At 38.9% G+C, this 21,080-nt stretch carries 19 protein-coding genes; 8 read left to right on the top strand and 11 right to left on the bottom strand.

Annotated features, from left to right (window positions below):
- Window positions 1–108 precede the first annotated feature (108 nt).
- The gene (locus ACTJKC_RS18425) at window positions 109–2,394 is read right to left on the bottom strand and encodes a GH92 family glycosyl hydrolase (protein WP_440794188.1); all 2,286 of its coding nucleotides are present in this window, start codon (window positions 2,392–2,394) and stop codon (window positions 109–111) included.
- Window positions 2,395–2,820: 426 nt separating this feature from the next.
- Between ACTJKC_RS18425 and mnmA the strand changes: the two genes are divergently transcribed.
- The gene (gene mnmA, locus ACTJKC_RS18420; protein ID WP_113948804.1) at window positions 2,821–3,912 is read left to right on the top strand and encodes a tRNA 2-thiouridine(34) synthase MnmA; all 1,092 of its coding nucleotides are present in this window, start codon (window positions 2,821–2,823) and stop codon (window positions 3,910–3,912) included.
- Between the two features lie 307 nt (window positions 3,913–4,219).
- Here mnmA and ACTJKC_RS18415 read toward each other — a convergent pair whose 3' ends face one another.
- Window positions 4,220–4,534 (bottom strand): hypothetical protein, encoded by a 315-nt coding sequence (locus tag ACTJKC_RS18415; protein WP_344851043.1) that lies wholly within the window; start codon window positions 4,532–4,534, stop codon window positions 4,220–4,222.
- A gap of 266 nt (window positions 4,535–4,800) precedes the next feature.
- Here ACTJKC_RS18415 and ACTJKC_RS18410 point away from each other — a divergent pair, with 266 nt between their 5' ends.
- Window positions 4,801–5,163 carry a response regulator transcription factor gene (locus tag ACTJKC_RS18410; protein ID WP_344851044.1) on the top strand — a complete coding sequence of 121 codons (363 nt, stop codon included), beginning with the start codon at window positions 4,801–4,803 and terminating at the stop codon, window positions 5,161–5,163.
- A 151-nt stretch (window positions 5,164–5,314) separates the two neighbouring features.
- On the opposite strand, the gene ACTJKC_RS18405 is transcribed toward ACTJKC_RS18410, so the two are convergent.
- From ACTJKC_RS18405 to ACTJKC_RS18395, 3 genes are all read right to left on the bottom strand, one after another.
- Window positions 5,315–5,911 (bottom strand): FMN-dependent NADH-azoreductase, encoded by a 597-nt coding sequence (locus ACTJKC_RS18405; RefSeq protein WP_440794185.1) that lies wholly within the window; start codon window positions 5,909–5,911, stop codon window positions 5,315–5,317.
- A gap of 216 nt (window positions 5,912–6,127) precedes the next feature.
- Complete coding sequence (locus ACTJKC_RS18400) at window positions 6,128–8,077, bottom strand: glycoside hydrolase family 97 protein (RefSeq protein WP_440794183.1); 1,950 nt, start codon at window positions 8,075–8,077, stop codon at window positions 6,128–6,130.
- 190 nt (window positions 8,078–8,267) lie between these two features.
- Entirely contained in the window at window positions 8,268–8,939 is a 672-nt protein-coding gene (locus ACTJKC_RS18395; RefSeq protein WP_440794181.1) for a DUF4142 domain-containing protein, read from the bottom strand.
- A 154-nt stretch (window positions 8,940–9,093) separates the two neighbouring features.
- Between ACTJKC_RS18395 and ACTJKC_RS18390 the strand changes: the two genes are divergently transcribed.
- Window positions 9,094–9,411, top strand: coding sequence for a hypothetical protein (locus tag ACTJKC_RS18390; RefSeq protein ID WP_344851049.1), 318 nt, complete (start codon window positions 9,094–9,096; stop codon window positions 9,409–9,411).
- A 55-nt stretch (window positions 9,412–9,466) separates the two neighbouring features.
- Here the strand turns inward: ACTJKC_RS18390 and ACTJKC_RS18385 are convergent, their stop codons facing one another.
- Together ACTJKC_RS18385 and ACTJKC_RS18380 are read right to left on the bottom strand one after the other, a co-directional pair.
- Window positions 9,467–10,291: an ion transporter gene (locus tag ACTJKC_RS18385; protein ID WP_440794179.1), complete on the bottom strand. Its 825-nt coding sequence runs from the start codon at window positions 10,289–10,291 to the stop codon at window positions 9,467–9,469.
- 28 nt (window positions 10,292–10,319) lie between these two features.
- Window positions 10,320–11,171 carry an SDR family oxidoreductase gene (locus ACTJKC_RS18380; RefSeq protein WP_440794177.1) on the bottom strand — a complete coding sequence of 284 codons (852 nt, stop codon included), beginning with the start codon at window positions 11,169–11,171 and terminating at the stop codon, window positions 10,320–10,322.
- A gap of 191 nt (window positions 11,172–11,362) precedes the next feature.
- Here ACTJKC_RS18380 and ACTJKC_RS18375 point away from each other — a divergent pair, with 191 nt between their 5' ends.
- The 4 genes from ACTJKC_RS18375 to ACTJKC_RS18360 all read left to right on the top strand — a co-directional run bounded on the left by ACTJKC_RS18375 (window position 11,363) and on the right by ACTJKC_RS18360 (window position 14,521).
- Window positions 11,363–12,712 carry an alpha-L-fucosidase gene (locus ACTJKC_RS18375; protein ID WP_440794175.1) on the top strand — a complete coding sequence of 450 codons (1,350 nt, stop codon included), beginning with the start codon at window positions 11,363–11,365 and terminating at the stop codon, window positions 12,710–12,712.
- Window positions 12,713–12,850: 138 nt separating this feature from the next.
- Window positions 12,851–13,102: a hypothetical protein gene (locus tag ACTJKC_RS18370; protein WP_344851053.1), complete on the top strand. Its 252-nt coding sequence runs from the start codon at window positions 12,851–12,853 to the stop codon at window positions 13,100–13,102.
- A gap of 41 nt (window positions 13,103–13,143) precedes the next feature.
- On the top strand, window positions 13,144–13,863 hold the full coding sequence (locus tag ACTJKC_RS18365) for a DUF481 domain-containing protein (RefSeq protein ID WP_344851054.1): 720 nt from the start codon (window positions 13,144–13,146) through the stop codon (window positions 13,861–13,863).
- Between the two features lie 457 nt (window positions 13,864–14,320).
- Window positions 14,321–14,521: a hypothetical protein gene (locus ACTJKC_RS18360; protein ID WP_025142317.1), complete on the top strand. Its 201-nt coding sequence runs from the start codon at window positions 14,321–14,323 to the stop codon at window positions 14,519–14,521.
- A gap of 134 nt (window positions 14,522–14,655) precedes the next feature.
- Here the strand turns inward: ACTJKC_RS18360 and ACTJKC_RS18355 are convergent, their stop codons facing one another.
- The 3 genes from ACTJKC_RS18355 to ACTJKC_RS18345 are packed head-to-tail and all read right to left on the bottom strand — an operon-like array spanning window position 14,656 to window position 19,639.
- Complete coding sequence (locus tag ACTJKC_RS18355) at window positions 14,656–15,957, bottom strand: PepSY-associated TM helix domain-containing protein (protein WP_440794172.1); 1,302 nt, start codon at window positions 15,955–15,957, stop codon at window positions 14,656–14,658.
- Between the two features lie 33 nt (window positions 15,958–15,990).
- Window positions 15,991–17,232 carry a DUF4374 domain-containing protein gene (locus ACTJKC_RS18350; RefSeq protein WP_440794170.1) on the bottom strand — a complete coding sequence of 414 codons (1,242 nt, stop codon included), beginning with the start codon at window positions 17,230–17,232 and terminating at the stop codon, window positions 15,991–15,993.
- Between the two features lie 22 nt (window positions 17,233–17,254).
- Window positions 17,255–19,639, bottom strand: a complete 2,385-nt coding sequence (locus ACTJKC_RS18345; protein WP_440794168.1) for a TonB-dependent receptor — start codon at window positions 19,637–19,639, stop codon at window positions 17,255–17,257.
- 273 nt (window positions 19,640–19,912) lie between these two features.
- On the opposite strand from ACTJKC_RS18345, the gene ACTJKC_RS18340 reads away from it, so the two are divergent.
- Entirely contained in the window at window positions 19,913–20,494 is a 582-nt protein-coding gene (locus ACTJKC_RS18340; protein WP_440794166.1) for a DUF4142 domain-containing protein, read from the top strand.
- Window positions 20,495–20,547: 53 nt separating this feature from the next.
- Here the strand turns inward: ACTJKC_RS18340 and ACTJKC_RS18335 are convergent, their stop codons facing one another.
- Complete coding sequence (locus tag ACTJKC_RS18335; protein ID WP_440794164.1) at window positions 20,548–20,931, bottom strand: LytR/AlgR family response regulator transcription factor; 384 nt, start codon at window positions 20,929–20,931, stop codon at window positions 20,548–20,550.
- Window positions 20,932–21,080: the final 149 nt, after the last annotated feature.

Raw genomic sequence — 21,080 nt, 5'->3', positions numbered from 1 at the left:
GGCAGTCCGTAGTCTATGAACCATCAGACTATTGACTAATGAACCACTAAAATAAAAAACGTCGACTAAAAATAGCCGACGTTTTTTGGTTTACGAAAATTTTAAATATTATTTCTTAGGTTTCGGGCTCATGTAAAAAGTAAGCTTCCCGCCATTGGTGATATCTGCATGTTTGATTTTATGATCGGTAATTTCTTTGCCGTTCAATAAAACCTTTTCTACATATACATTTTTATCACTTTGTTTAATGGCTTCAACCGTGAAAGTTTTGCCGTTCTCTAAATTGATTACCGCATTGTTAACCAACGGACTACCTAATGAATAAACATCAGAGCCTGGTGCCACCGGATAAAATCCTAAAGAAGAGAACATGTACCAGGCACTCATTTGTCCGCAGTCGTCGTTTCCACCTAAACCATCAGCAGTAGGTTTATACTGCATATTTAAAATGTGGCGAACCTGTGCCTGTGTTTTCCATGGCTGATCGGTCCAGTTGTAAAAATATACAATGTGGTGTGCCGGCTCATTTCCATGAACATATCCACCAATGATACCTTCGCGGGTAATATCTTCAGTATGGGCAAAAAACTCATCAGGTAAATGCATGGTAAATAAAGTATCTAAACGTGTTGCGAATTTCTTTTTGCCGCCCATCATTTCTATTAGCGAAGCCGGATCCTGTGGAACAAAGAAGCTATAATTCCAGCTATTTCCCTCAATAAAACCCTGTCCTTCAGTATCTTTCGGATCAAACTGTTTTTTAAAGGTTCCGTCTGCCAGTTTCGGACGCATAAAACCCGAAGCGTTATCGTAATTGTTCTTCCAGTTGTTAGAACGTTTGATAAACTCGTTGTAAACATCCATGCGGTTCAGTTTCTTGGCCAATTGTGCAATCGACCAGTCATCGTACGAATATTCTAAGTTATTGGAAACTGAAATACCCGATTTTTCGGCAGGGATATAACCTTTATCCATATAATAGCCGATGCCTTCGTAATCGCGGTGTTTAGCTGTTGCAATGCAGGCGTCCAGTGCTTTGTTCGGATCGCCGGTGTAAGTACCTTTTATAATTGCGTCAGAAATTACCGAAACGCTGTGGTAGCCACTCATACACCAGTTATCATTGGCATAGTGCGACCAAATGGGTAACATGTGCAAGCTGCTCTGATCGTAATGCGCTAACATTGATTTCACCATATCATTACTGCGGGCTGGTTGTGTAATGTTGAAGAATGGGTGTAAAGCCCGGTAAGTATCCCAAAGTGAGAAAGTAGTGTAATTGGTAAAACCATCGGCTTTGTGTACGCCCTGATCTAAACCTTTATATTCGCCGTTAACATCGGTATAGGTTGTTGGATTTATATACGCATGATATAAAGCGGTATAAAAGTTTATTTTATTATCGTTTGAGGTTTTTACCTGAATTTTATTCAGTTCTTTATTCCAGGTAGCCTGCGCCTGCGCTTTTATTTTTTCGAAATCCCAGCCCGAAATTTCTGCACGCATGTTTTGCAAAGCATTTTCCTGACTAACCGGCGATAAAGCAAATTTAATTTTGATCTTCTCCCCTTCTTGCGTATCAAAATCGAAGAACATTTTTAACTTTTTGCCTGCAATTTCAGGGAAGTTCTGATCCTGGTTAAATTTACCCCAGAAACCTCTGTAAGCCTGTTTAGCATCGTAGCTTTTGCGTCCGTAGCTTTTAAAAGGTTTGGAAAAACTCATGGCAAAATAAACAGTCCTGGTTCTGGCCCATCCATTGGTTTGTCGGTAACCTGTAACCAAGGTGTCATTTACCACGCGAACATAAGTCCAAACGGTTTTTTCTTCGTAATTGTAAATACCAGCCATCAGATCTAAAATAATGTGCGACTGATCTGATTTAGGGAAAGTATATTGATGCATCCCTACCCTTGTGGTTGAGGTGAGCTCTGCGGTGATGTTATCGTCATCTAGTTTTACCTTGTAATAACCTGCCTCGGCAACTTCATTAGCATGCGAATATGCAGAACGGTAACCACCTTTAGGATTTGACGCAACACCAGGGTTTAACTGTAATTTTCCCTGTGTTGGCATGATCAGGAAATCGCCCAGATCAGAGTGGCCGGTACCGCTGAAATGCGTATGGCTGAAACCGGTGATGGTTTTATCTTCGTATTTGTAACCTGCGCAGTATTTATATACATCGCCATTGTATTTTCCGTTTACTTCGTAAGATAAAGTATCCGTTTCGGGACTTAACTGTACCGCGCCAAAGGGAACGGTTGCACCAGGATAGGTATGCCCCATTTTTGAGGTGCCGATAATGGGCTTTACATACTGCACCAGATTCTGCTGTGCCGATGCCATCATGGAGGAAAGCAAAAGACAAGGCAGGATAACTTTTTTAATCATATCTTTTTAAAATTAGCTTGTTTTGTTGAAAATTCTAAGGTATAAATTTATATTCAAATATGCATAAAACACAAGACTAAAACGTTTAAGTAAAACAAAAAATACATTTCAGACTGTTGAAGATACGATTTATTGCAGTGCCAAACTCCACAGATTTAGAAAAACTGCGAGGTTTATGTTCCTTATACCAAAGGCGCTGTTAAATAAACCTGATAGAACGGAAAGCCCACAGGCAAGGTACGAGCCGAGGACTTGAAGAGATAGCAGGACTGCCGGCAGCCATTAACACCGAACCACTCCTTTTCAAAAAAAGATTGATCACCTTAGCCACATAAGCAATTTGACAACCGCTTTTTACAAGTAACTGACTTCGTTTAAATAATTTCAGCTAAATAAACCTTATTTTTGCATCCTTATATTTTTAAGATGAGTAAACACGGTAGAATTCTGGTTGCCATGAGTGGCGGGGTTGATAGTTCGGTAGCGGCTGTAATGTTGCATGAGCAAGGTTATGAGGTGATTGGCTTAACGATGAAGACCTGGGATTATGCCAGCTCTGGTGGTAGCAGTAAAGAAACCGGTTGTTGCTCGCTGGATAGCATTAACGATGCCCGTACGCTTGCAGTAAACTATGGTTTTCCGCATTATATTCTGGATATCCGCGATGAATTTGGTGATTATGTAATCGACAATTTTGTGGATGAATACCTGGCCGGAAGAACCCCTAACCCATGTGTATTGTGCAATACGCACATTAAATGGGAAGCGCTTTTAAAACGTGCCAATAAACTGGATTGCGAATTTATTGCAACGGGGCATTATGCCAACATTCGCCAGCAAGATAGCGGCCGTTATGTTATTTCGAAAGGAAAAGACGAAAATAAAGATCAGTCTTATGTACTGTGGGGTGTTTCGCAGGAAAACCTTTCACGTACTAAATTTCCGTTGGGCAGTTTTGCAAAATCGGAAATCAGGCAGATGGCTTTGGATATGGGACAGGAAGAACTGGCTAAAAAATCGGAGAGTTACGAAATCTGTTTCGTACCGGATAATGATTACAGGGCTTTCTTGAAACATAAAGTAGAAGATTTAGAAGACAGGGTTGCCGGCGGAAACTTCATTTTAAGCAATGGAATGGTGGTTGGACAGCATAAAGGTTATCCTTTTTATACCATCGGCCAGCGTAAAGGTTTGGGAGTGGCATTTGGAGAGCCAATGTTTGTAACCCAGATTTTGCCAGAAAGCAATACCGTGGTTTTAGGCAGAGCCGAAGAACTTGAACGTAAAGAAGCCATGGTTCGTAATTTAAACCTGGTTAAATATGCCAGCATTGAAGAACCAATGAATGATGTGATTACAAAAATCCGTTATAAAGATGCGGGTATGTTAAGTACAATTGTTCAGGAGAAAGATAAAATGCGTGTAGTGTTTGATCATAATGTTTCGGCAATTGCACCAGGCCAATCGGCTGTTTTTTATGAAGGAAATGATTTATTGGGTGGCGGATTTTTGATTTAACAGACTATCCATTACAACTTAAATAGCAATCATCATATTGTTCTGATTTTAACGTTGGAATCAGCATCTTAATAATAGCTCAATAGAACGCTAGTCATCTCGACCGAAACGTCCCGAATATTCGGGAGAGAGATCTATCTCGAGACAGATTTCTCGACTGCGTTGCACTCCGCTCGAAATGACGGTATTTATTAGGAGTGTACTTATTAACCACTCCGTCAGTAAAATTGATCTTTATGTAATAAATTCAAACACGAATGACGGTATGAATTGAGCTATCGTAAACAAAGAGGGCTTTGCAAATCAACTATTCAATCCCTTTAAAAACATTAATTGCGGCGGTTTTCCATTGGATGTAACCTAATTTGCCGCAAATCTGCGTTACAAAGTCTTCAATTTCTTCCGGAACATCGTTAACTACGCGCCACCTGATTTTATATTTAGGGTTATAGCTCACATAAACCACCACATCATCACTCCGCTGACCAATAGCATTTAAATGCTGCAGATGAATATCCTGCAGATCGGCCGCAGCAATCCTGAGTCTTTCATTCATAATTTTGCCTAAAGAGGCATCAGGTCTAAAATCGGTTTCGTATATGGGTAAAACGGTAACAGTCATAGAATGGGCAAATAAAATTAGCTTAAGCTATTCTTAAAAAATCAATTGCATGTGCAGGGAAAACTCAAGGTATCGGGTTTCTCCTTAAACAAATATACTAAAAATATTAGTAATATAAATTATTATCATACCTTTTTTTAGTAAAATTTAATGCTTAAAGAAGAACAGAAATCAATTACATAAAAGTTGATAACTCTACAATTGTGTATAACTCATCTAAACATCTGATAATTAGACAGGTTATTCCATTATAAACAATAGAGCTTATGAAAAAGTGCATCTATGTAGTGGAAGATAATCCTAACATCAGGGAAATTATCGAATTCCTATTGATTGAAGAACTTTACGAGGTAAGAACGTGCCCGAACACCAACGACTTCTGGCTTCAAATGAACAAACACATTCCTGATATGGTGATTTTGGATATTATGTTGCCTGATGGAAATGGCCTGGATATCTGCAATAGTTTAAAGCGGAACATTAAAACGCACAATATCCCGGTGATGATGATGTCGGCAAATAACCATTTAAATGCAGTTAAAGCGAAATGCGACGCGGAAGATTTTATCAATAAACCTTTTGATCTGAATGATTTTGCCAGCAGGGTGGAGAAATATCTGGCAGCTTAGTTTTAGTTTAAAGTCTATAATATAATAGGTCGTCAATTCGACTGAAGCGAAGTGAAATGGCCGCTTCTGTGGCCAGGAATAGATCTATTAGATTTCCCGACTACACTGCGCTCCGCTCGAAATGACGACCTCGTGTTATGAACTATTGAGTTTAAATCGCTATACTTTCGATCGCTTTATCTAAAGCTACATCTTTTAAATCCGGAATACTTAGACCTTCTGCGCGATATGCCGTAATATCGGTCATGCCCATAAAACCTAGAACCGACCTTAGATAAGATTCAGTAAAATCGTAAGCTTTCATTGGTCCTTCGGAATATACACCACCCGATGAAATAGCCAGATACAGTTTCTTGTTTTTCACTAAACCTTCCGGACCGTTTGCAGTATAGCTGAATGTCTGGCCGGCACGTGCAATATGATCAATCCATGATTTTAAGGTAGACGGAATACCAAAATTGTACAATGGCACGCCAATTACCAGTATATCGGCATCTTTAAGTTGAGCAATAGCCTCATCAGAGTGCTTTATCGCTTCTGCGAACTCGGGAGTGTGGTTTTCTTTTGGTGTAAAGAAAGAATTAATGTGAACCTCCTCTAAATGTGGAAATGGAGATTCAGCTAAATTCCGGGTAGTTAAAGTGCTGTCAGGATTTGCAGCCTGTAATTTTTCTACTATGGCATTTCCCAATTTAATACTGAAAGATGCTCCGCCCCTTGGGCTTGATATAAGATGTAATATTTTCATTTTTTTGCCTTTTTGTGCCCGACAAAATTATGGATACGAAGTATCAAAAAGCTATTACTATACTAAAGGATAGCGCTATCCTTTAGCATAGCAGCTATGCTTTTACACAAAAAAAAAGGGAGCTGATCCTGTTATGATGCTCCCTTTTAAAACTATCTTTCCATTATAAAATGAGTTACTGAATGAGCTTCAGCCGCTACCTTTTACCTTCAACCTTTATTTAACCGGTTCAATTACTGCCACAAAACCACCATCTTTTACCATATTGATATCGATGGTTTCGCCTGCTTTAATTGGTTTTACGATGCGCTTAAAATCCATGGCCTGAAAATCGGCGTTAATCCCATCTTTAATCAAAGTGATCTGATAGCTGGCATTAGGTTTTAAAAAGCCGGTTTCTATCTTTAAATCATGCTTTTGGTCGTTACCCATGGCGCCGATAAACCATTTTTCTCCTTTTCGTTTCGCGGTAACAATATATTCTCCAACGCTGGCATCTAAAATTCTGGTTTCATCCCAGGTTACAGGAACATTTGTGATAAACGAGGTAGTTTCGGGTTCGCGCAAATAATTGAACGGATTATCGGCCAGCATCTGAAAACCACTCTCGAAAACGATGTACATGGCCAGTTGATGCGCCCTGGTGCCGATGCTCATCGTATTTACCCAGCTTGGTTTGTAATCCTGCTTGTGTGCAGAGCGCATGGCCCCGGGCGTATAATCCATCGGACCAACTGCATTACGCAGAAAAGGCAAAAATAAATTATTGTTTGGGGTTGCCAGTCCGCCGCCGATATTTTGCTCCATCCCTACAACTCCTTCGTACGAAAGCACATTGGGATAAGCCACTTCAAGTCCTGCAGGTTTAAATGCACCGTGAAAATCGACCAGAATATGGTGTTTCGCTGCTTCTTTTGCCACACGGGTATAATAATTTACCATCCACTGGTCGCTCCTGTCCATAAAATCTATTTTCATCCCGGCAATGTCCCATTTCTCCAGGGTTTCGAAAATGTTGAAGTTATTTTCTACCGCCAGCCAGGTAAACCAAAGCACAATTTTCACGTTTTTCTGCTTGCCGTAGGCAATCAGTTCCTGCAGGTTAATGGTAGGATTTGGTTCGAAAGGATTTAAGGTTGTTTTCGCCCAGCCTTCGTCCATGATAATATAAGGAATACCAAATTTTGAAGCAAAATCGATGTAATATTTATAAGTATCCTGATTATACCCTGATTTAAAATCGACCCCATATACATAGGCATTATGCCACCATTCCCAGGTAACCTGACCGGGCTTTATCCATTTGGTATCCTGCAACTGGTTGGGTGTGCTTAATTTATAAACCATCTGGTTGGCAGCCAGTTGAGTATCTTTATCGGTAATCACCAAAAACCGCCATGGGAATGATCTTTTTCCGGCAGTTTTGGCAATATAATCACCTTCTTTTAAAATTTTCCTGCTCCTGTCGCCATCTTCTCCAAAAGCTAAAGGTACTTTAGGAAAAACAGCATCGATGCTTTTATCGCCGGTTGCTTTTACAAACAAACATGGATAATCATAAAGATCGGCCTCAGATAGTAATGCTTTATATTTTCCGGTGTTAAATAAAACTGGCAGTACGCTCATTTTATCTTTATTTACTTTTCCAAGATCATCCTGTCGATAAAGGATTTCGTAAGCAGTTTTAAAACTACCCGTTTCCAGGTAAGCTGTTTTAACATTATCGCTGAAATTAAGGTGAACATCTTCGTTGCTTACGGTAATGGAATCTTTTTTATTGGTGATGAAACGATAAGCAATGCCATCGTTATAAGCCCTGAATTCGACACTAAAATCGCCTTTAAAATCGAGTTTTAATAAATTATAATGATTTACGACTGTACTATTTTTAAGCGGTACAACGGGATTTGAACTGGAATTAACTGTTGAAAGGCTTTTTTTGATCAGCTTTGCATTGGCACCTAATTTAACCTGATCTAAATTTAGCTGTAGATAGGAATTGGTTAAAAGCGGATCGCCATTAAAGGTAACGGCATAACTGATTTTATCTTTAACATTAACAGAAACTTTAATGCGTTTATCGGGAGATAAGAGCTCAATTGGTGCGCTAAAGAGTTTTACAGTAAAAAACAGCAGTAAAATGAACAGGAATAAGTGTTTTCTCATATTTGATCAGGTTTATTTGTGTCAGAAAGATTGATAAATCGTTTTAGTTAAATAAAGTTAAACAAGTTTTTGTATTCACCAATGGATTTTAAACCAATAATGCTCGTTGTAAAAACGGAAAGTCTGAAAAAACCATAAAAAAAGCCGGTCTGTTAGATCAAACCGGCTATTGATTAAAGAATGTAGGAAATTATTTTGTAGCGAAGGCATTCACCTGTTTCAAATGTTTTTTCAATATGGGTAAGTATTTGCTGGCATATGCTTTTATGGCCTGGTCACTACCCATTGAGGCTTTTTCAAATAGTGCGATCGCATTTTGATGATCAGCAACCATCATGTCTACATATGCTTTATCAAACGCAGTTCCGTTTAAAGCTTTAAGTTTTTCAATTGCATCAGTTACCGTGCTTTCTTCGGCACCAGTTTTTTTCGATAAACCTGTATTGCCTGCTTCGCCAGCGGTATTTTTAGTCCGCGAAGTATCCCTGAGGTTTTCGGGAGCAGAATCTACCCTCCCATCCGGCCGCTGCCCTCCTTCCGGTGAACTCATAGGCAGATCAATTTTTTTAAGTTTGGCCAAAGCCCTCAGTTCTTCATTGGCTTTGCTGTGGTCATCTACCATCATCTGACCAAATGCTTTAATCTTTTTATCGGAAGCTTTATCTGCTGCGAGTTTTCCAGTAAGCACTTCTTTCATCCCGGCAATGGCTGCCTGCTGCAAAAACTGAGCATTTGTTAAGCTATCCTGCTTATAAACGATACTAAAAGGATATGCTTCGGCCTTAACAGGATAATTAAGCGAAATTGCTGAAATGGCTATTGCCACTGTGGCGATCTTACGGATGTAGAAATGATTTTTCATGGCTAAATGGTTCTGGTGTACATCCATACAACCTTAAGAGTGGCTAAAAAGTTTCAAAAACGATAAAAAGCTTACAACAGCAAGGGTTTAAAAACATGCATTTTGTTTAAACTTAATCGGTTTTAAACCTGTTCTATTATAAAAAGAACATACCATGGAAAATCAAGAAAATAATCAACCGGAAGAAGAAATTCAAAACATTGAACAGTTTCAGATCAACAGATCGCAGGGAAATGCAGCAGAAGGACATGCTAGTCCGGAGCCAGGCGATGATGATGAAAATTATACTGAAGATGAAGTGCCATTTGCAGATGGTGAAGGCACCCGGTTAAATGAAGAAATTGAAGGCCCTGAAGATGAAGAGGATGATGATGAAGAAGGTGAAGAAACCGATGACTACAATGAATCGGACATTGAAGAGCTGGACAAAGACCCCAATGCCTATGATGAGGATGACAGCGAAATGCTATAATCCATAACTTACACACAATGAACCGGTGCCAGATTGTTGATCAGTCTGGCATTTTTTATTTAAATAAGGATGACCCGCAATATTTGCAGAACAATGCATCGCTATCATGCCCTTCCCTGCTGCAGCTTGGGCATGATTCTGGTAATTCTTTTTTCTGCCGGGCAGCAACGGCTATGTCATGCGTTATAATACCAGTAGGCACAGCAATAATGGCATAACCGATGAGCATCACTACCGAAGCCACAAACTTACCTAGCGGCGTTATGGGCGAAATATCGCCATAACCTACCGTTGTAATGGTTACAATTGCCCAATAAATGCTTTCAGGAATATTAGAGAAACCGTTTTCGCGCCTTTCTACCAAATACATAATGGAGCCCAGAATTACGGTAATGGTTAAAACCGTAAGCAGGAAAATACTGATTTTGCGGACACTGTTTTTTAAGGCCTGGGTGAGAAAATTGATCTCAGTTAAAAAATGGCCAAGTTTAAAAATCCTGAACACCCGGAGCAACCTTAAAGCCCTGAAAACCAGTAAAGATTGTGCGCCAATAAAAAATATACTTAAATAAGATGGCAATAAGGCAATTAGATCGATAATACCCAGCGGACTGAATACATACCTGATTGGTTTCCGAATACTCACCAGCCTTAAAATATATTCTATGGTAAAAAGTGCAGCGAAAATCCATTCGGTAATGTTAAACAGCTTACCATATTTTAAATGGATGCTCACTACGCTATCAAGCATAACCACGATAATGCTGGAAAAAATGGCGATTAATAATCCAATATCAAAGGCTTTACCTGCAGGGGTATTCGATTCGTAAATGACTTCGTGAAGTTTAAACCGCCAGTCTTTTGGTTGATCTGATGCCATAGCGTTACATTTAGGCTAAAGGTAAGCATTAACCATTTACCACTTCCCCACCGTTTACATGCATCACCTGTCCGGTAATAAAAGAAGCATCATCAGAAGCGAGGAAAACATAAGCCGGACCTAATTCGGATGGCTGTCCTGCCCTTTCCATTGCTGTTTCAGATCCAAAGGATTTAATTTTTTCTTCATCAAAAGTAGAAACGATTAGAGGCGTCCACACCGGTCCTGGTGCAACGGCATTAACCCGGATACCTGTTTTAGCCAGATTTGTAGCCAGAGAACGGGTAAAAGAAGTAATTGCGCCTTTGGTTGATGAATAATCGATCAGGTTTGGTGAAGAACGGTAAGCCGTTACCGAAGTGGTGTTAATAATCGTATCGCCTGATTGAAAATGTTCCAGTACCTCGTTTGCAAAATAAAAATAACCGAATATATTGGTGCGGAAAGTATCCTCGAGCTGCTTATCATCAATTTTCTTCGGGTCTTTCTGCGGTACCTGCATTCCGGCATTATTCACCAATATATTGATCTTTCCAAATTTTTTAACGGTTGATTCTACTGCTTTTTTGCAAAAAGCCGGTTTCTTCACATCGCCTTTAATTAGCAAACACTTCTTACCTTCAGCTTCAACCATTTTTTGGGTTTCCTTTGCGTCTATATCTTCATCCAGGTAAACAATGGCTACATCGGCACCTTCCCTCGCAAAATGAACGGCTACTGAACGGCCAATCCCACTATCGCCACCGGTAATTAATGCCACTTTTTTATCAAGCTTTCCGGCACCTTTGTAATCAGCTTTAATCACTTCGGGTTTTGGATTCATTTTAGCTTCAATGCCTGGTTGTTTATTTTGTTTGGCTGGTGTTTTCTGAGTTTTCATTGCTTTGGCTTTATCAGGTTAAAATTCTGCTATAGTTCTTTAAACAAAAATTTCAGCAGCAAAGTTTTCCATTACTAAATCCCATACAGCCTTTTTAAACCAATTTAACTTAATATTTTGCTCATATCCCAACATTTTTAAAGTATATAGCTCAGTAAATTAGCACTTTAACCTAACCAAAATAGCTACAAATGAGAAAATCTATTTTATCGGCACTGCTGATGCTGAGTTTAACTTTAACCGGCTTTGCCCAAAAGCGATTAGGCAACGAAACCGCAGCACAAAAAACCAAAAGAATGGAATGGTGGACAGATGCCCGTTTCGGGATGTTTATCCACTGGGGTCTTTATGCCTTACCTGCCCGCCACGAATGGGTAAGAAATATGGAACGTATTACCAACGAAAACTACCAGAAATATTTCGATGAGTTTAATCCGGATTTATTTGACCCTAAAAAATGGGCCAAAGAAGCTAAAGCGGCAGGAATGAAGTACGCCGTATTAACCACCAAACACCACGAGGGTTTTACTTTATTCGACAGCAAATACACAGATTATAAAGCCACCAATACACAGGCTAAAAGAGACCTGGTAAAAGAGTTTCTGGATGCTTTCCGTGCGGAAGGGATAAAAGTAGGCTTTTATTATTCGCTGATTGACTGGCATCACCCCGATTTCCCTGTAGACAAAATCCATCCGTTAAGACCGCAACCTGAAACTGAGGAAGCTTATGCAGCGCTAAACAAAAACAGGGATATGGCTAAATATCGTAAGTACTTATATAACCAGGTTACAGAACTTCTCACCAAATATGGTAAAATTGATATCCTCTGGGCTGATTTCTCTTATCCTGGCAAACATGGTAAAGGCCGCGATGATTGGGGATCGGTAGAATTGCTGAAACAGATCAGAAAGTTACAGCCAGGCATTATTGTAGATAACCGCTTAGACCTGGACGATTACGAAGATGGTACCGATTTTGACACGCCTGAACAAGTGGCTCCTAAGGAACTGGAAAAATACCGTGGAAAAGTTTGGGAAACCTGTCAAACCTTCTCCGGATCGTGGGGCTACCACCGCGATGAAAATACCTGGAAGACGAACAGGAAATTATTGGATTTACTGATCACTTCGGTAGCCAATGGCGGTAACTTATTATTAAATGTTGGTCCTACGGCCCGCGGCGAGTTTGATAACCGTGCCATTACCGCTTTAGATAGTTTGGGGCTCTGGATGCACGCCAATTCAAAATCAATCTACCACTGTACTTTTGCCCCGGCCGAATTTAAAGCGCCTGAAGGTATTAAACTCACCTACAATAAGGATGCAAAAAAATTATATGTTCACCTTTTCGAATATCCTAATACAGGTACCATCAGTTTTGAGGGCTATAAAGACAAAGCAAAATATGCCCAGTTTTTACATGATAATTCAGAAGTACAAATCGACAATGAAAAATCAACAGGCAACACACTGGTATTAAAGCTGCCAAAGAAAAAGCCGGATTTTGAGATCCCTGTAATTGAATTAACGCTAAATTAATCTGCCTACATTAACAATTGAAAGCCTGCAAGTTAAATCTTACAGGCTTTTTTTTTGCGCATAAAGCTTCACTTACTTAACTAAAGATGAACAAAACATATTTTTGGTTTTTATTGTATTCCAATAAAAAGAAATACCATGAAAGTAAAAGGCACATTTATTTATACCCTTAAAACCGGCGAAAATGCTTTGATTTTGTTAACAGAAAGCAAAACCGATCAGGATAAACTTTACCATCATTTAACGGTAGACGCTTATCAGTTTAAAAAGGAAATTGTAGAAGAAGAGCCTCGTATTGTATTGATATCAGCAGGTTATAAAAATGAAAATGATGAAATTATCTGGAACCAGGATTACATACCAGTGCCTAAATGGTATGATTTGAATTAATTCGGGTAAACATATTAAGGTTAATTGATGTTAAAACATTTATGAAGTTTTTTTTGCCGCTATTTTTACTCTGCTTGTGTTCTGCTCAATCTTTTGCCCAATATACTGATAGTACCAATTATCATATATTGCTCACCTCAACAGGCTCTATTAACCGCACCAATGAAGACCGTGCCTATCTGTTAAACAATGCGTTAAATTTTGGGTTGAAAAAGAAAAGTTTTGTATTAAACTCTACTTCAGCATGGCTTTATGGCAAACAAAATAACAGCTTAACCAATAACGATTTTTCTACCACATTAAACTTTAACCTGTATAAAACCTTTCCTCATTTTTATTATTGGGGACTAGTAAATTATAATACCAGCTATTCGTTAAAATTAAAAAATCAGCTGCTTGCCGGTGGTGGCATTGCTTACAGTGTGCTGGATAAACCAAATGCTTATATAAATTTAAGCGATGGGGTATTATTTGATCAAAGTAGTCTAATTGTAGGCGATAGTTACCATACCTACCGAAATTCGTTAAGGTTACAGTATCACTTTATGATCAAAGAACTGATTACTATTGATGGAAACCATTTTTTACAGAATTCTTTCAGTAGAAAAGGCGATTATATTATACGTTCTTCGGCAACGCTGGGGTTAAAACTCCGCAAATGGATCAGTTTAACAACCGCGCTGAATTATAATAAACTGAATATTACCAATAGCGAAAACTTAAACCTTACTTATGGATTAACGATTGATAAATATTTTTAGTTTAATCCTTAGTCTCTTGTCCCGAGTCTATAGTCTTAAGTCCATAGTCGATTAGCTAGATTAGTCACCCTGAGCGGAGTCGAAGAGCAGTAGTAGTTTCGGGCAGTTAACCAATTTAAATACTTAGCCTAGCCTGTGACCATTAAGAAGTTAAGTAAGTTAAGATCTTAACGATGGCAACATGCAATCTGCCTCTCATTAACCAATAAATGTGGGTTTGAACATTTGGTATCAATTAACCGGCTAACCAATTTAAACAATTAACCTAATAAACGCATTTAGCGCCGGTTAACCAATTTAAACAATTAACCAATAAATCAACTAGCCCGACTTTTCTTCACTATTGTTGAAAATTTTATAAGAATAAAACCCGCTGAAATAGAACACTTAGCATTTTTTTTGTCACTACTGGCAAAAAGAAGTTTCAAGATATGTCTTCAAATGATAATTTTGTGCTATGGCAAATACGAACGTTAGAAAATCAATCCAGAATAAGATCGAATCATTAGGTAAGGAAATCGAAACCTTACAGGGAGAACTCAAAAGATGGGAAAAAATTGCAGCCGATTATGAAACCAATTCGGAAAGCATTGATTTGATTTTATCGATACAATTACCCGAAAAACCTGAACCAAAAGCTAAAAAGGTAAAATTGTAAAGCATTTAAACAAATAAAACCCGGGCAATTGCCCGGGTTTTTAATTGTCGTCAGCCTGAATTTATTTCAGGGTCTTTATAGCATGAAAGATGCTGAAATAAATTTAGCATGACGATCGAATGAAACAATCAGCGTTATTCCAGTACTTCTTCTATCTTTTTTACCGGAATTTTCGCCCTTGGTTTAACATTAGCCTTATTATTCCCGCCTTCCTTTAAAACAGGTTCTTTTTTAGCCGGTTTTTTCTTAAACTTACGGCCATACCAGATTAAAAAACCAGTAATCGGCAAACTCGCACCAATTAAGGAAGCCAAAAAAGCCATCACTTTACCTGGAAAGCCCAAAATGCTGCCTACATGGATATCATAATTCATTTTCCGGAGCTTTCCTCCAAAACCAGCCTCTTCATAAGGCACTGCATAAACACCCTCGCGTTTAAACTCTTTTAAAGTATGCTGATCGAAGGTATAACCAATGTTATTATAAAACTGCCCTATATTGGGATAAACCGTAATATTGATGGTGGCTTTAGCTTTTGAGGTATCAGGAAAAGTATAATAAAAACCCTGTGATTTCGGGTGACGGGTAATTATTTTCTGCCAGGCCAGGTCCATTGCTTTTTGTGGAGTATAAAATTTACCCAGTGCTAATGAATCAGATTCCAGACGCTGGAAATCGCCCAATTTTTCTCCTCCAGACGTTACCCAATATAAGCCTTCGCTATACCATTTAATGCCGTAAACCATTCCGGTTAGGGCAATAAAAAGCAAAAAGATTAAGGAATAAAAACCCAGCACGTTATGTAAATCGAGGTTTACCCTTTTAAATGAGGCGCCCCATTTAATTTTGAAACTTTTATCGCGGGTTGATTTATTCCATTTTTTAGGGTACCACCAAATCAATCCGGTAATTAATAACACCACAAATACCATGGTGCCGTAGTTTACAATTGGCCTGCCGATGGCATATGGCAGCCATAAAAATCGGTGACCATTCAGAATGAACCTGAAAAAATCTACCTCACCCTTTTTATGTACCACTTTACTGATGACCTCGCCCGTGTATGGATTAATTTTTAAACTTGTTCCTCCACCTCTTCTGCCTTCCTCTTTTTTACCCCTCAAATTTAAATTAATCGTCCTTCCCTGCTGATACTGTGCATATGAAGGAATTTTTTCGGGATAAAGTTTAAAAGCAATGGCACTCAGTTGCGATGGTGTAATTACAGGTTTATCCTGCTTTTCAATTTTGGTTTCAGGTTCCAGTAAACCTGTAATTTCTTCGTTAAAAACCCAGATACAGCCCGTTAAACAAACAATAAGAACAATGACACCTGAAATCAGGCCAAGCCAGAGGTGAAGCCATTTATTGATTCTGTTAAATAACGAATCTTTATTTTTTTTCTTTGCCGGAATAGTTTTATTTAGCGTTGCCATTGTTCTGTTTTGTTAAGGGTGAAAGTTTTAAGTTTAATATTGAAGGGCATTTATTGCTGTGATGGTACCACCTTCAACCTTTAAGCCTTTTTTTGCAGCTGCAATTTCTGCATCGAATACATACACATAACTTCCTTCGCTGGCAGTAGTAATTCCTATGTATCCTGTTTTGCCATCTTTTGGCGAATAATTATTAATCGTTGTTGCTCTGGTGATATCTGCCGGAATGCCGGTTACCCATTTAAAACTTTTACTGATGACATCAACAACCGCAAATTTCCTTGCTGTTCCTGCCAATGAGTTAGGCTGTGAATACATCTGAAGGATAAAAAGCCCTTTTCCTAAATAAGTCTGCCCAGCGATATGGTAACCTCCGGAAATCTCCTGAACATTGAAGAAATAATTTTTATCAAACTCGGTTGTACCTTTATTAATGCGGATAACGGCCGATGGATTTTTAGAGGTTGGAATACCTCCGTTAGTTGCTGCAGCAAATGAAAAAGCATAAGCATCTCCATTATCTGTTTCAACAAGTCCATCCGTGAAATAAGCCCCAATATAACTCGTGCGGTTATCTCGGATAATTTTCTCTAATTTTAATTCTGGATAAGTATAAACGGCTACCCACGAACTATCCGGATAGGCCGTACCAAATGCATCAGGCGCTGCGCCTTTTATGCTCATGTAAGGTGCAAAAAGCTTATCGCCAACCTGCGTTGCCCAGGTAAAGTGTGCCCTTTCGCCATTTCCTGCAAGTTTTACAATGTTTACCTGCTGCTCACCTACAATCTGATATTTGCGGGCATCTATCCTAAACATGGTGGCAAATTCGTTTCCTGAACGGGGAACTTTGATGGTCAGTACATCATCTTTTATGGGTGCAAAAAGCTGTACGGTTTCACTTTGGAAGTTAGTCAGCTTAGTCAGTTTGCCTGCCCCATCTAAACGGTATGAAGTTACAGCGCCAGGATTCCCCTGACCATACAACAAACTAAAGAAACGGTTTTTATGGGTAAGATAATAACGGTACGATCCGTCCTGTTCAATTCCGTTACCCTGTGTCGTAATCATGCCCGACTCTAACGAATTGGCTGTAAGCAGGTAATCGGCAATGCCCGAAGTACCAATTGGTGTAGCAGAAATTACAAATTTAGTTGCACCGGTAAGTTCGGTGTCTACATCTATTACTTCTGATGAATCCAGCTCTTTATCGCAGCCAGAAAATACAGTCAGTATCGATAAGCTTAAAAAAGGAAGTATAAATTTAGTTTTCATGTTATAATATTTTAGGTTGCGGTTATCTGTTATTGCTAAAAAAGTACCTTACTTTGGCATAAAATGCCCTGCCGGGTTTTTGCAGGGAGAAGTTGTCGTAAATGCGGTTATCCAGCAGGTTTTTACATTCCAGGCCGATGTTGTATCTGCCTCCGCCCAGGGTATAAACGGCATTTACATCCTGCATCCATTGTCTGGGAATATCATATTTGGTATCAGATGTGCCCTGGCTTGGCCATGATAAATAATAGGCATGCACATAAAGCACATTATAACCCAGGGTAAGCGTATTGCCTTTTTTGCCAAAATTGTTAAAGAAAAGCGACGCATCGGCATTGCCAAAAAGGTATGGCATGTTAGGAATACGATCTCTGAATAAAGGACTTTGCATCGTTTGTCCCTGTTCAAAACGCGTATTATTTCTTAAATTCTGGTAAGTCACATTTACTCCGGCCGTAAATAACTGTTTGAAAGAATACCTGATTTCAGATTCAAAACCCAGATTGGTTACATCGGCCAGGTTGCCCATTACCTGCTTGGTTTGGTTATTGTTTAAGGATGGCCTGATAAAATCTTTCGCATCGCGGTACATTAAATTGCCATCAAAACTAAAACGATGGATTTTGTTTAACTGCGCCTGGTAACTTAAACCTAAATTATAGTTATTGCTTTGCTCAGGCTTTAAATCGATATTCCCTTCAAGATTTAGCAAATCGCCAAAAAGTTCATCGGTTTCCGGCAAACGGTAACTTTTTTCGTATGATGCCTTAACCTGTAAATTTGGAACAATAAAATAGGTAGATGCAATGCCATAACCTGTTTTGCTATAGCTGTTTTTCTGCGTTAAATAAGCAATATCACCCCAGTTACCACTTGGATTATAACTTTGCGAATATTTATTGGATTGATAAAACTGTTTCATAAATACCGAAGTATTCCACTTTTCTGAAGCGCTGTATTTATAGCCTAATCCCAGTACATTTTTATTATTAATGCGTGGTTGTTCATATTTCTCGGCATCAGGATAAAGCTCATCAGAACCTTTTCTGTTAAAGCTGTTAAATACGTTGTTTAATGATAATGAATGGTGCTCATCAACCGTATAACTCAGGTTTGCAGTCGCTAAACCATTATTATTGCGGAATTTATACATTGAACGTTCGCGTTCGCTACCTGCACCAGGGTATTCTTTATAATCCTGAAACCAGTTATAGCGACGGTAAACCGTATCAATATTCTGCTCGGTACCGAAATTAAAATTTCCGTTCACGCGAAGGTCTAAACCTTTCGTAAACAGGTCTTTTTTGGCATACTTTACTGTTGGCATTAAAATACTGCCCTTTCTGTGCCAGTCACCAAACACGCTGATCATCCTTGCGCCTGTCTGGATTTCCGAATAATTTTGTCCAACGGTTAATCCGAACATTAACTGATCGGCAAACGATTTGTTAACCACACCTGCACCCGCAATTAAAGTTTCGTTATGATAAGTATCGTTGAAACGTTTAACCACCTGGTTTCTTAAATACTGACCGTTAAAAGCTGCCACATCAGTGGTTACTTTATAATCGTTATCAGAATAGTTCTGGAAAGCATTTAGCTGCACTTTAAAACCCGATGGAGCCGTATATCCAACATTTACAGCTGTTTTATGCGTGTTAAAAGAGCCATATGAATAAGAGGCATCCATGTAACTTTTTGTGGTATTATCGGTTACAATATTAACGGCACCGCCCAGTGCATCAGATCCTAACCAAACGGGAACTACACCTTTGTACACTTCTACACGCTGTGCAAGGTTAATCGGGATGTTATTGATCTGAAAGGAAGAACCAAAATTATCCATCGGTACCCCGTCAATAAAAAACTTTACCTGCCGGCCTGTAAAACCGTTCAGCGAGAAATCCATTCTCGAGCCTAGTCCTCCGGCTTCTCTTACCCTTACACCCGAAACACGGTCTAAAGCGTGGGAAATATCGAGCGTACTATTGTGCAGTTTTTTGGCATCGATTGAAGTAACGTTAAAAGCCTGCCTGTTTACCTGCTGGTTGGCCGTGCGACCGATAACGTTCAACGTTTCCATCTGTTCTGACGACTCTTCTAAATTAAAATTAAAAGCGCTAAGCTGTCCGTCTGTTACATTAATTTCTTTTTTCTGTGTTTTAAAACCTATTGCCGATACCTGCAAGGTGTAATTGCCAAAGGGAATATTCAGAATCTTAAAATTCCCGCTCTGATCGGTGATGGTACCATAACTGGTTTTGTGGATTTTAATGGTAGCACCCGGGATGGCTTCGCCGGAACTGGTTTTGATTTGGCCCGAAATGCTGGAGAGTCGATTTTGGGCAGAAGTAAAAATTACGCAGGCACATAACATGCCGAGTAGCAAAATTTTCTTAATTTGCATGGCTTTTAATTAGAGATTAAAGGTGAGCCGGATTTCCGGTTTTGCCACACGGGTCCGAACCGTGTGGCTTTCTTATCTGCCGCAAATATAGCCTCTATTTAGATCAAGTCCAAATAAGAATTGAACAGGATTTAAACAAATCCCTGCATTAACTGCTCAAAAAACCATAACTGCCTTGAACTACTGAACATTAGCACCACACCTTTTAATAAAAAAAGGTTAAAACCCTTTTGCCCCTCTGCATGTTATTTAGCTACAACAAAAACAATGTATATGAAAAAGTTAATTTATGTAATGGCCGTTTCAGCCCTAGCCTTTCAGGCCTGTGGTGGTGGAAATAAAGATGCCAAAGAAAGTGCCGATAGTTTAAACATGGCAAAAGATACTACATCGAATGTGGCTGCCACTGGTGGTATTGCAGTAGATGATGCAGATGCTAAATTTACTACCCAGGCGGCTGTTGGTGGCATGGCCGAAGTAGAATTAGGTAAACTGGCGCTCGAAAAAAGCAGCAATGCACAGGTTAAGGAATTTGCAACCATGATGGTTAAAGATCACGGCATGGCGAATGCAGAACTGATGGCCATTGCAAAACAGAAAAACATTACACTGCCCAGTACAGTTGATGATGAGCACAAGAAAAAAATGGATGATCTGAGCAAAAAAACCGGTGCAGATTTCGATAAAGCATATGTTAGCGCCATGGTAGACGGACATAAATCGACCTTAAAACTGATGGAAGATGAATCCAAAGATGGAAAAGATGCAGATTTGAAAGCATTCGCCACTAAAACTGCTCCTACGGTTCAAAGCCACCTGGTAATGATCAATAAGATTAACGACAGTATGAAATAATTCAGTGCAGCGTATTAAATCTCTTGAATTTAAGAGATTTAATACGTTTTTTATTACCGGCTGTCTCTCATAATAATATCTATTATAGCCGAGTTTATTTTTTCATAAGTAACGGGTTTAACGATAAACTTATCACAATAAACAGCAAAAGCATCTAATGCATATTTTTCGTGGCCGGTAACAAATATAAGATAACGGACATGATCTCGTATTACTTTAGCCACATCAAGGCCTGAAACTTCCATCCCAATATCCAGAAACAGAATATCCAGATCACTTATTTCTCTAATGGCCAAAATACCGTCAATTGGATCGGTATAGGTAGCAATGGTAATTAATTGATTATTACGGGCAATAAAATTGCCTAAAATATCGATGCTGAGCTGATCGTCATCAATAATAACACATTTGAGTTGAGCGGTATTAAATGGTTGCATTATTTAATATTTTTAGATAGTATTGCCAAAAATATGCCTAATAGCAAATTTATTTCTATAAAATAACAGTTGTATCTTTAATTTGAGTTGGAATAATTTTGATTTATATCAAAAAATACTCAATTTTTTTAAACATATACTCAAATATG

The organism is Pedobacter sp. 22226, assembly GCF_052045455.1.
In the GTDB taxonomy this organism is placed as follows: domain Bacteria; phylum Bacteroidota; class Bacteroidia; order Sphingobacteriales; family Sphingobacteriaceae; genus Pedobacter; species Pedobacter jeongneungensis.
This window is presented reverse-complemented; position numbering and strand designations above follow the sequence as displayed.

What these genes read in the sequence shown, in the direction of transcription:
- ACTJKC_RS18390 (WP_344851049.1), top strand. Translation starts at nt 9,094, where the DNA reads ATGGAAAATCAAGAAAATAATCAACCGGAAGAAGAAATTCAAAACATT.
- ACTJKC_RS18395 (WP_440794181.1), bottom strand. Translation starts at nt 8,939, where the DNA reads ATGAAAAATCATTTCTACATCCGTAAGATCGCCACAGTGGCAATAGCC.
- ACTJKC_RS18410 (WP_344851044.1), top strand. Translation starts at nt 4,801, where the DNA reads ATGAAAAAGTGCATCTATGTAGTGGAAGATAATCCTAACATCAGGGAA.
- ACTJKC_RS18380 (WP_440794177.1), bottom strand. Translation starts at nt 11,171, where the DNA reads ATGAAAACTCAGAAAACACCAGCCAAACAAAATAAACAACCAGGCATT.
- ACTJKC_RS18345 (WP_440794168.1), bottom strand. Translation starts at nt 19,639, where the DNA reads ATGCAAATTAAGAAAATTTTGCTACTCGGCATGTTATGTGCCTGCGTA.
- ACTJKC_RS18425 (WP_440794188.1), bottom strand. Translation starts at nt 2,394, where the DNA reads ATGATTAAAAAAGTTATCCTGCCTTGTCTTTTGCTTTCCTCCATGATG.
- ACTJKC_RS18400 (WP_440794183.1), bottom strand. Translation starts at nt 8,077, where the DNA reads ATGAGAAAACACTTATTCCTGTTCATTTTACTGCTGTTTTTTACTGTA.
- ACTJKC_RS18375 (WP_440794175.1), top strand. Translation starts at nt 11,363, where the DNA reads ATGAGAAAATCTATTTTATCGGCACTGCTGATGCTGAGTTTAACTTTA.
- ACTJKC_RS18350 (WP_440794170.1), bottom strand. Translation starts at nt 17,232, where the DNA reads ATGAAAACTAAATTTATACTTCCTTTTTTAAGCTTATCGATACTGACT.
- ACTJKC_RS18360 (WP_025142317.1), top strand. Translation starts at nt 14,321, where the DNA reads ATGGCAAATACGAACGTTAGAAAATCAATCCAGAATAAGATCGAATCA.
- ACTJKC_RS18385 (WP_440794179.1), bottom strand. Translation starts at nt 10,291, where the DNA reads ATGGCATCAGATCAACCAAAAGACTGGCGGTTTAAACTTCACGAAGTC.
- ACTJKC_RS18355 (WP_440794172.1), bottom strand. Translation starts at nt 15,957, where the DNA reads ATGGCAACGCTAAATAAAACTATTCCGGCAAAGAAAAAAAATAAAGAT.
- ACTJKC_RS18335 (WP_440794164.1), bottom strand. Translation starts at nt 20,931, where the DNA reads ATGCAACCATTTAATACCGCTCAACTCAAATGTGTTATTATTGATGAC.
- ACTJKC_RS18365 (WP_344851054.1), top strand. Translation starts at nt 13,144, where the DNA reads ATGAAGTTTTTTTTGCCGCTATTTTTACTCTGCTTGTGTTCTGCTCAA.
- ACTJKC_RS18340 (WP_440794166.1), top strand. Translation starts at nt 19,913, where the DNA reads ATGAAAAAGTTAATTTATGTAATGGCCGTTTCAGCCCTAGCCTTTCAG.
- ACTJKC_RS18405 (WP_440794185.1), bottom strand. Translation starts at nt 5,911, where the DNA reads ATGAAAATATTACATCTTATATCAAGCCCAAGGGGCGGAGCATCTTTC.
- mnmA (WP_113948804.1), top strand. Translation starts at nt 2,821, where the DNA reads ATGAGTAAACACGGTAGAATTCTGGTTGCCATGAGTGGCGGGGTTGAT.
- ACTJKC_RS18370 (WP_344851053.1), top strand. Translation starts at nt 12,851, where the DNA reads ATGAAAGTAAAAGGCACATTTATTTATACCCTTAAAACCGGCGAAAAT.
- ACTJKC_RS18415 (WP_344851043.1), bottom strand. Translation starts at nt 4,534, where the DNA reads ATGACTGTTACCGTTTTACCCATATACGAAACCGATTTTAGACCTGAT.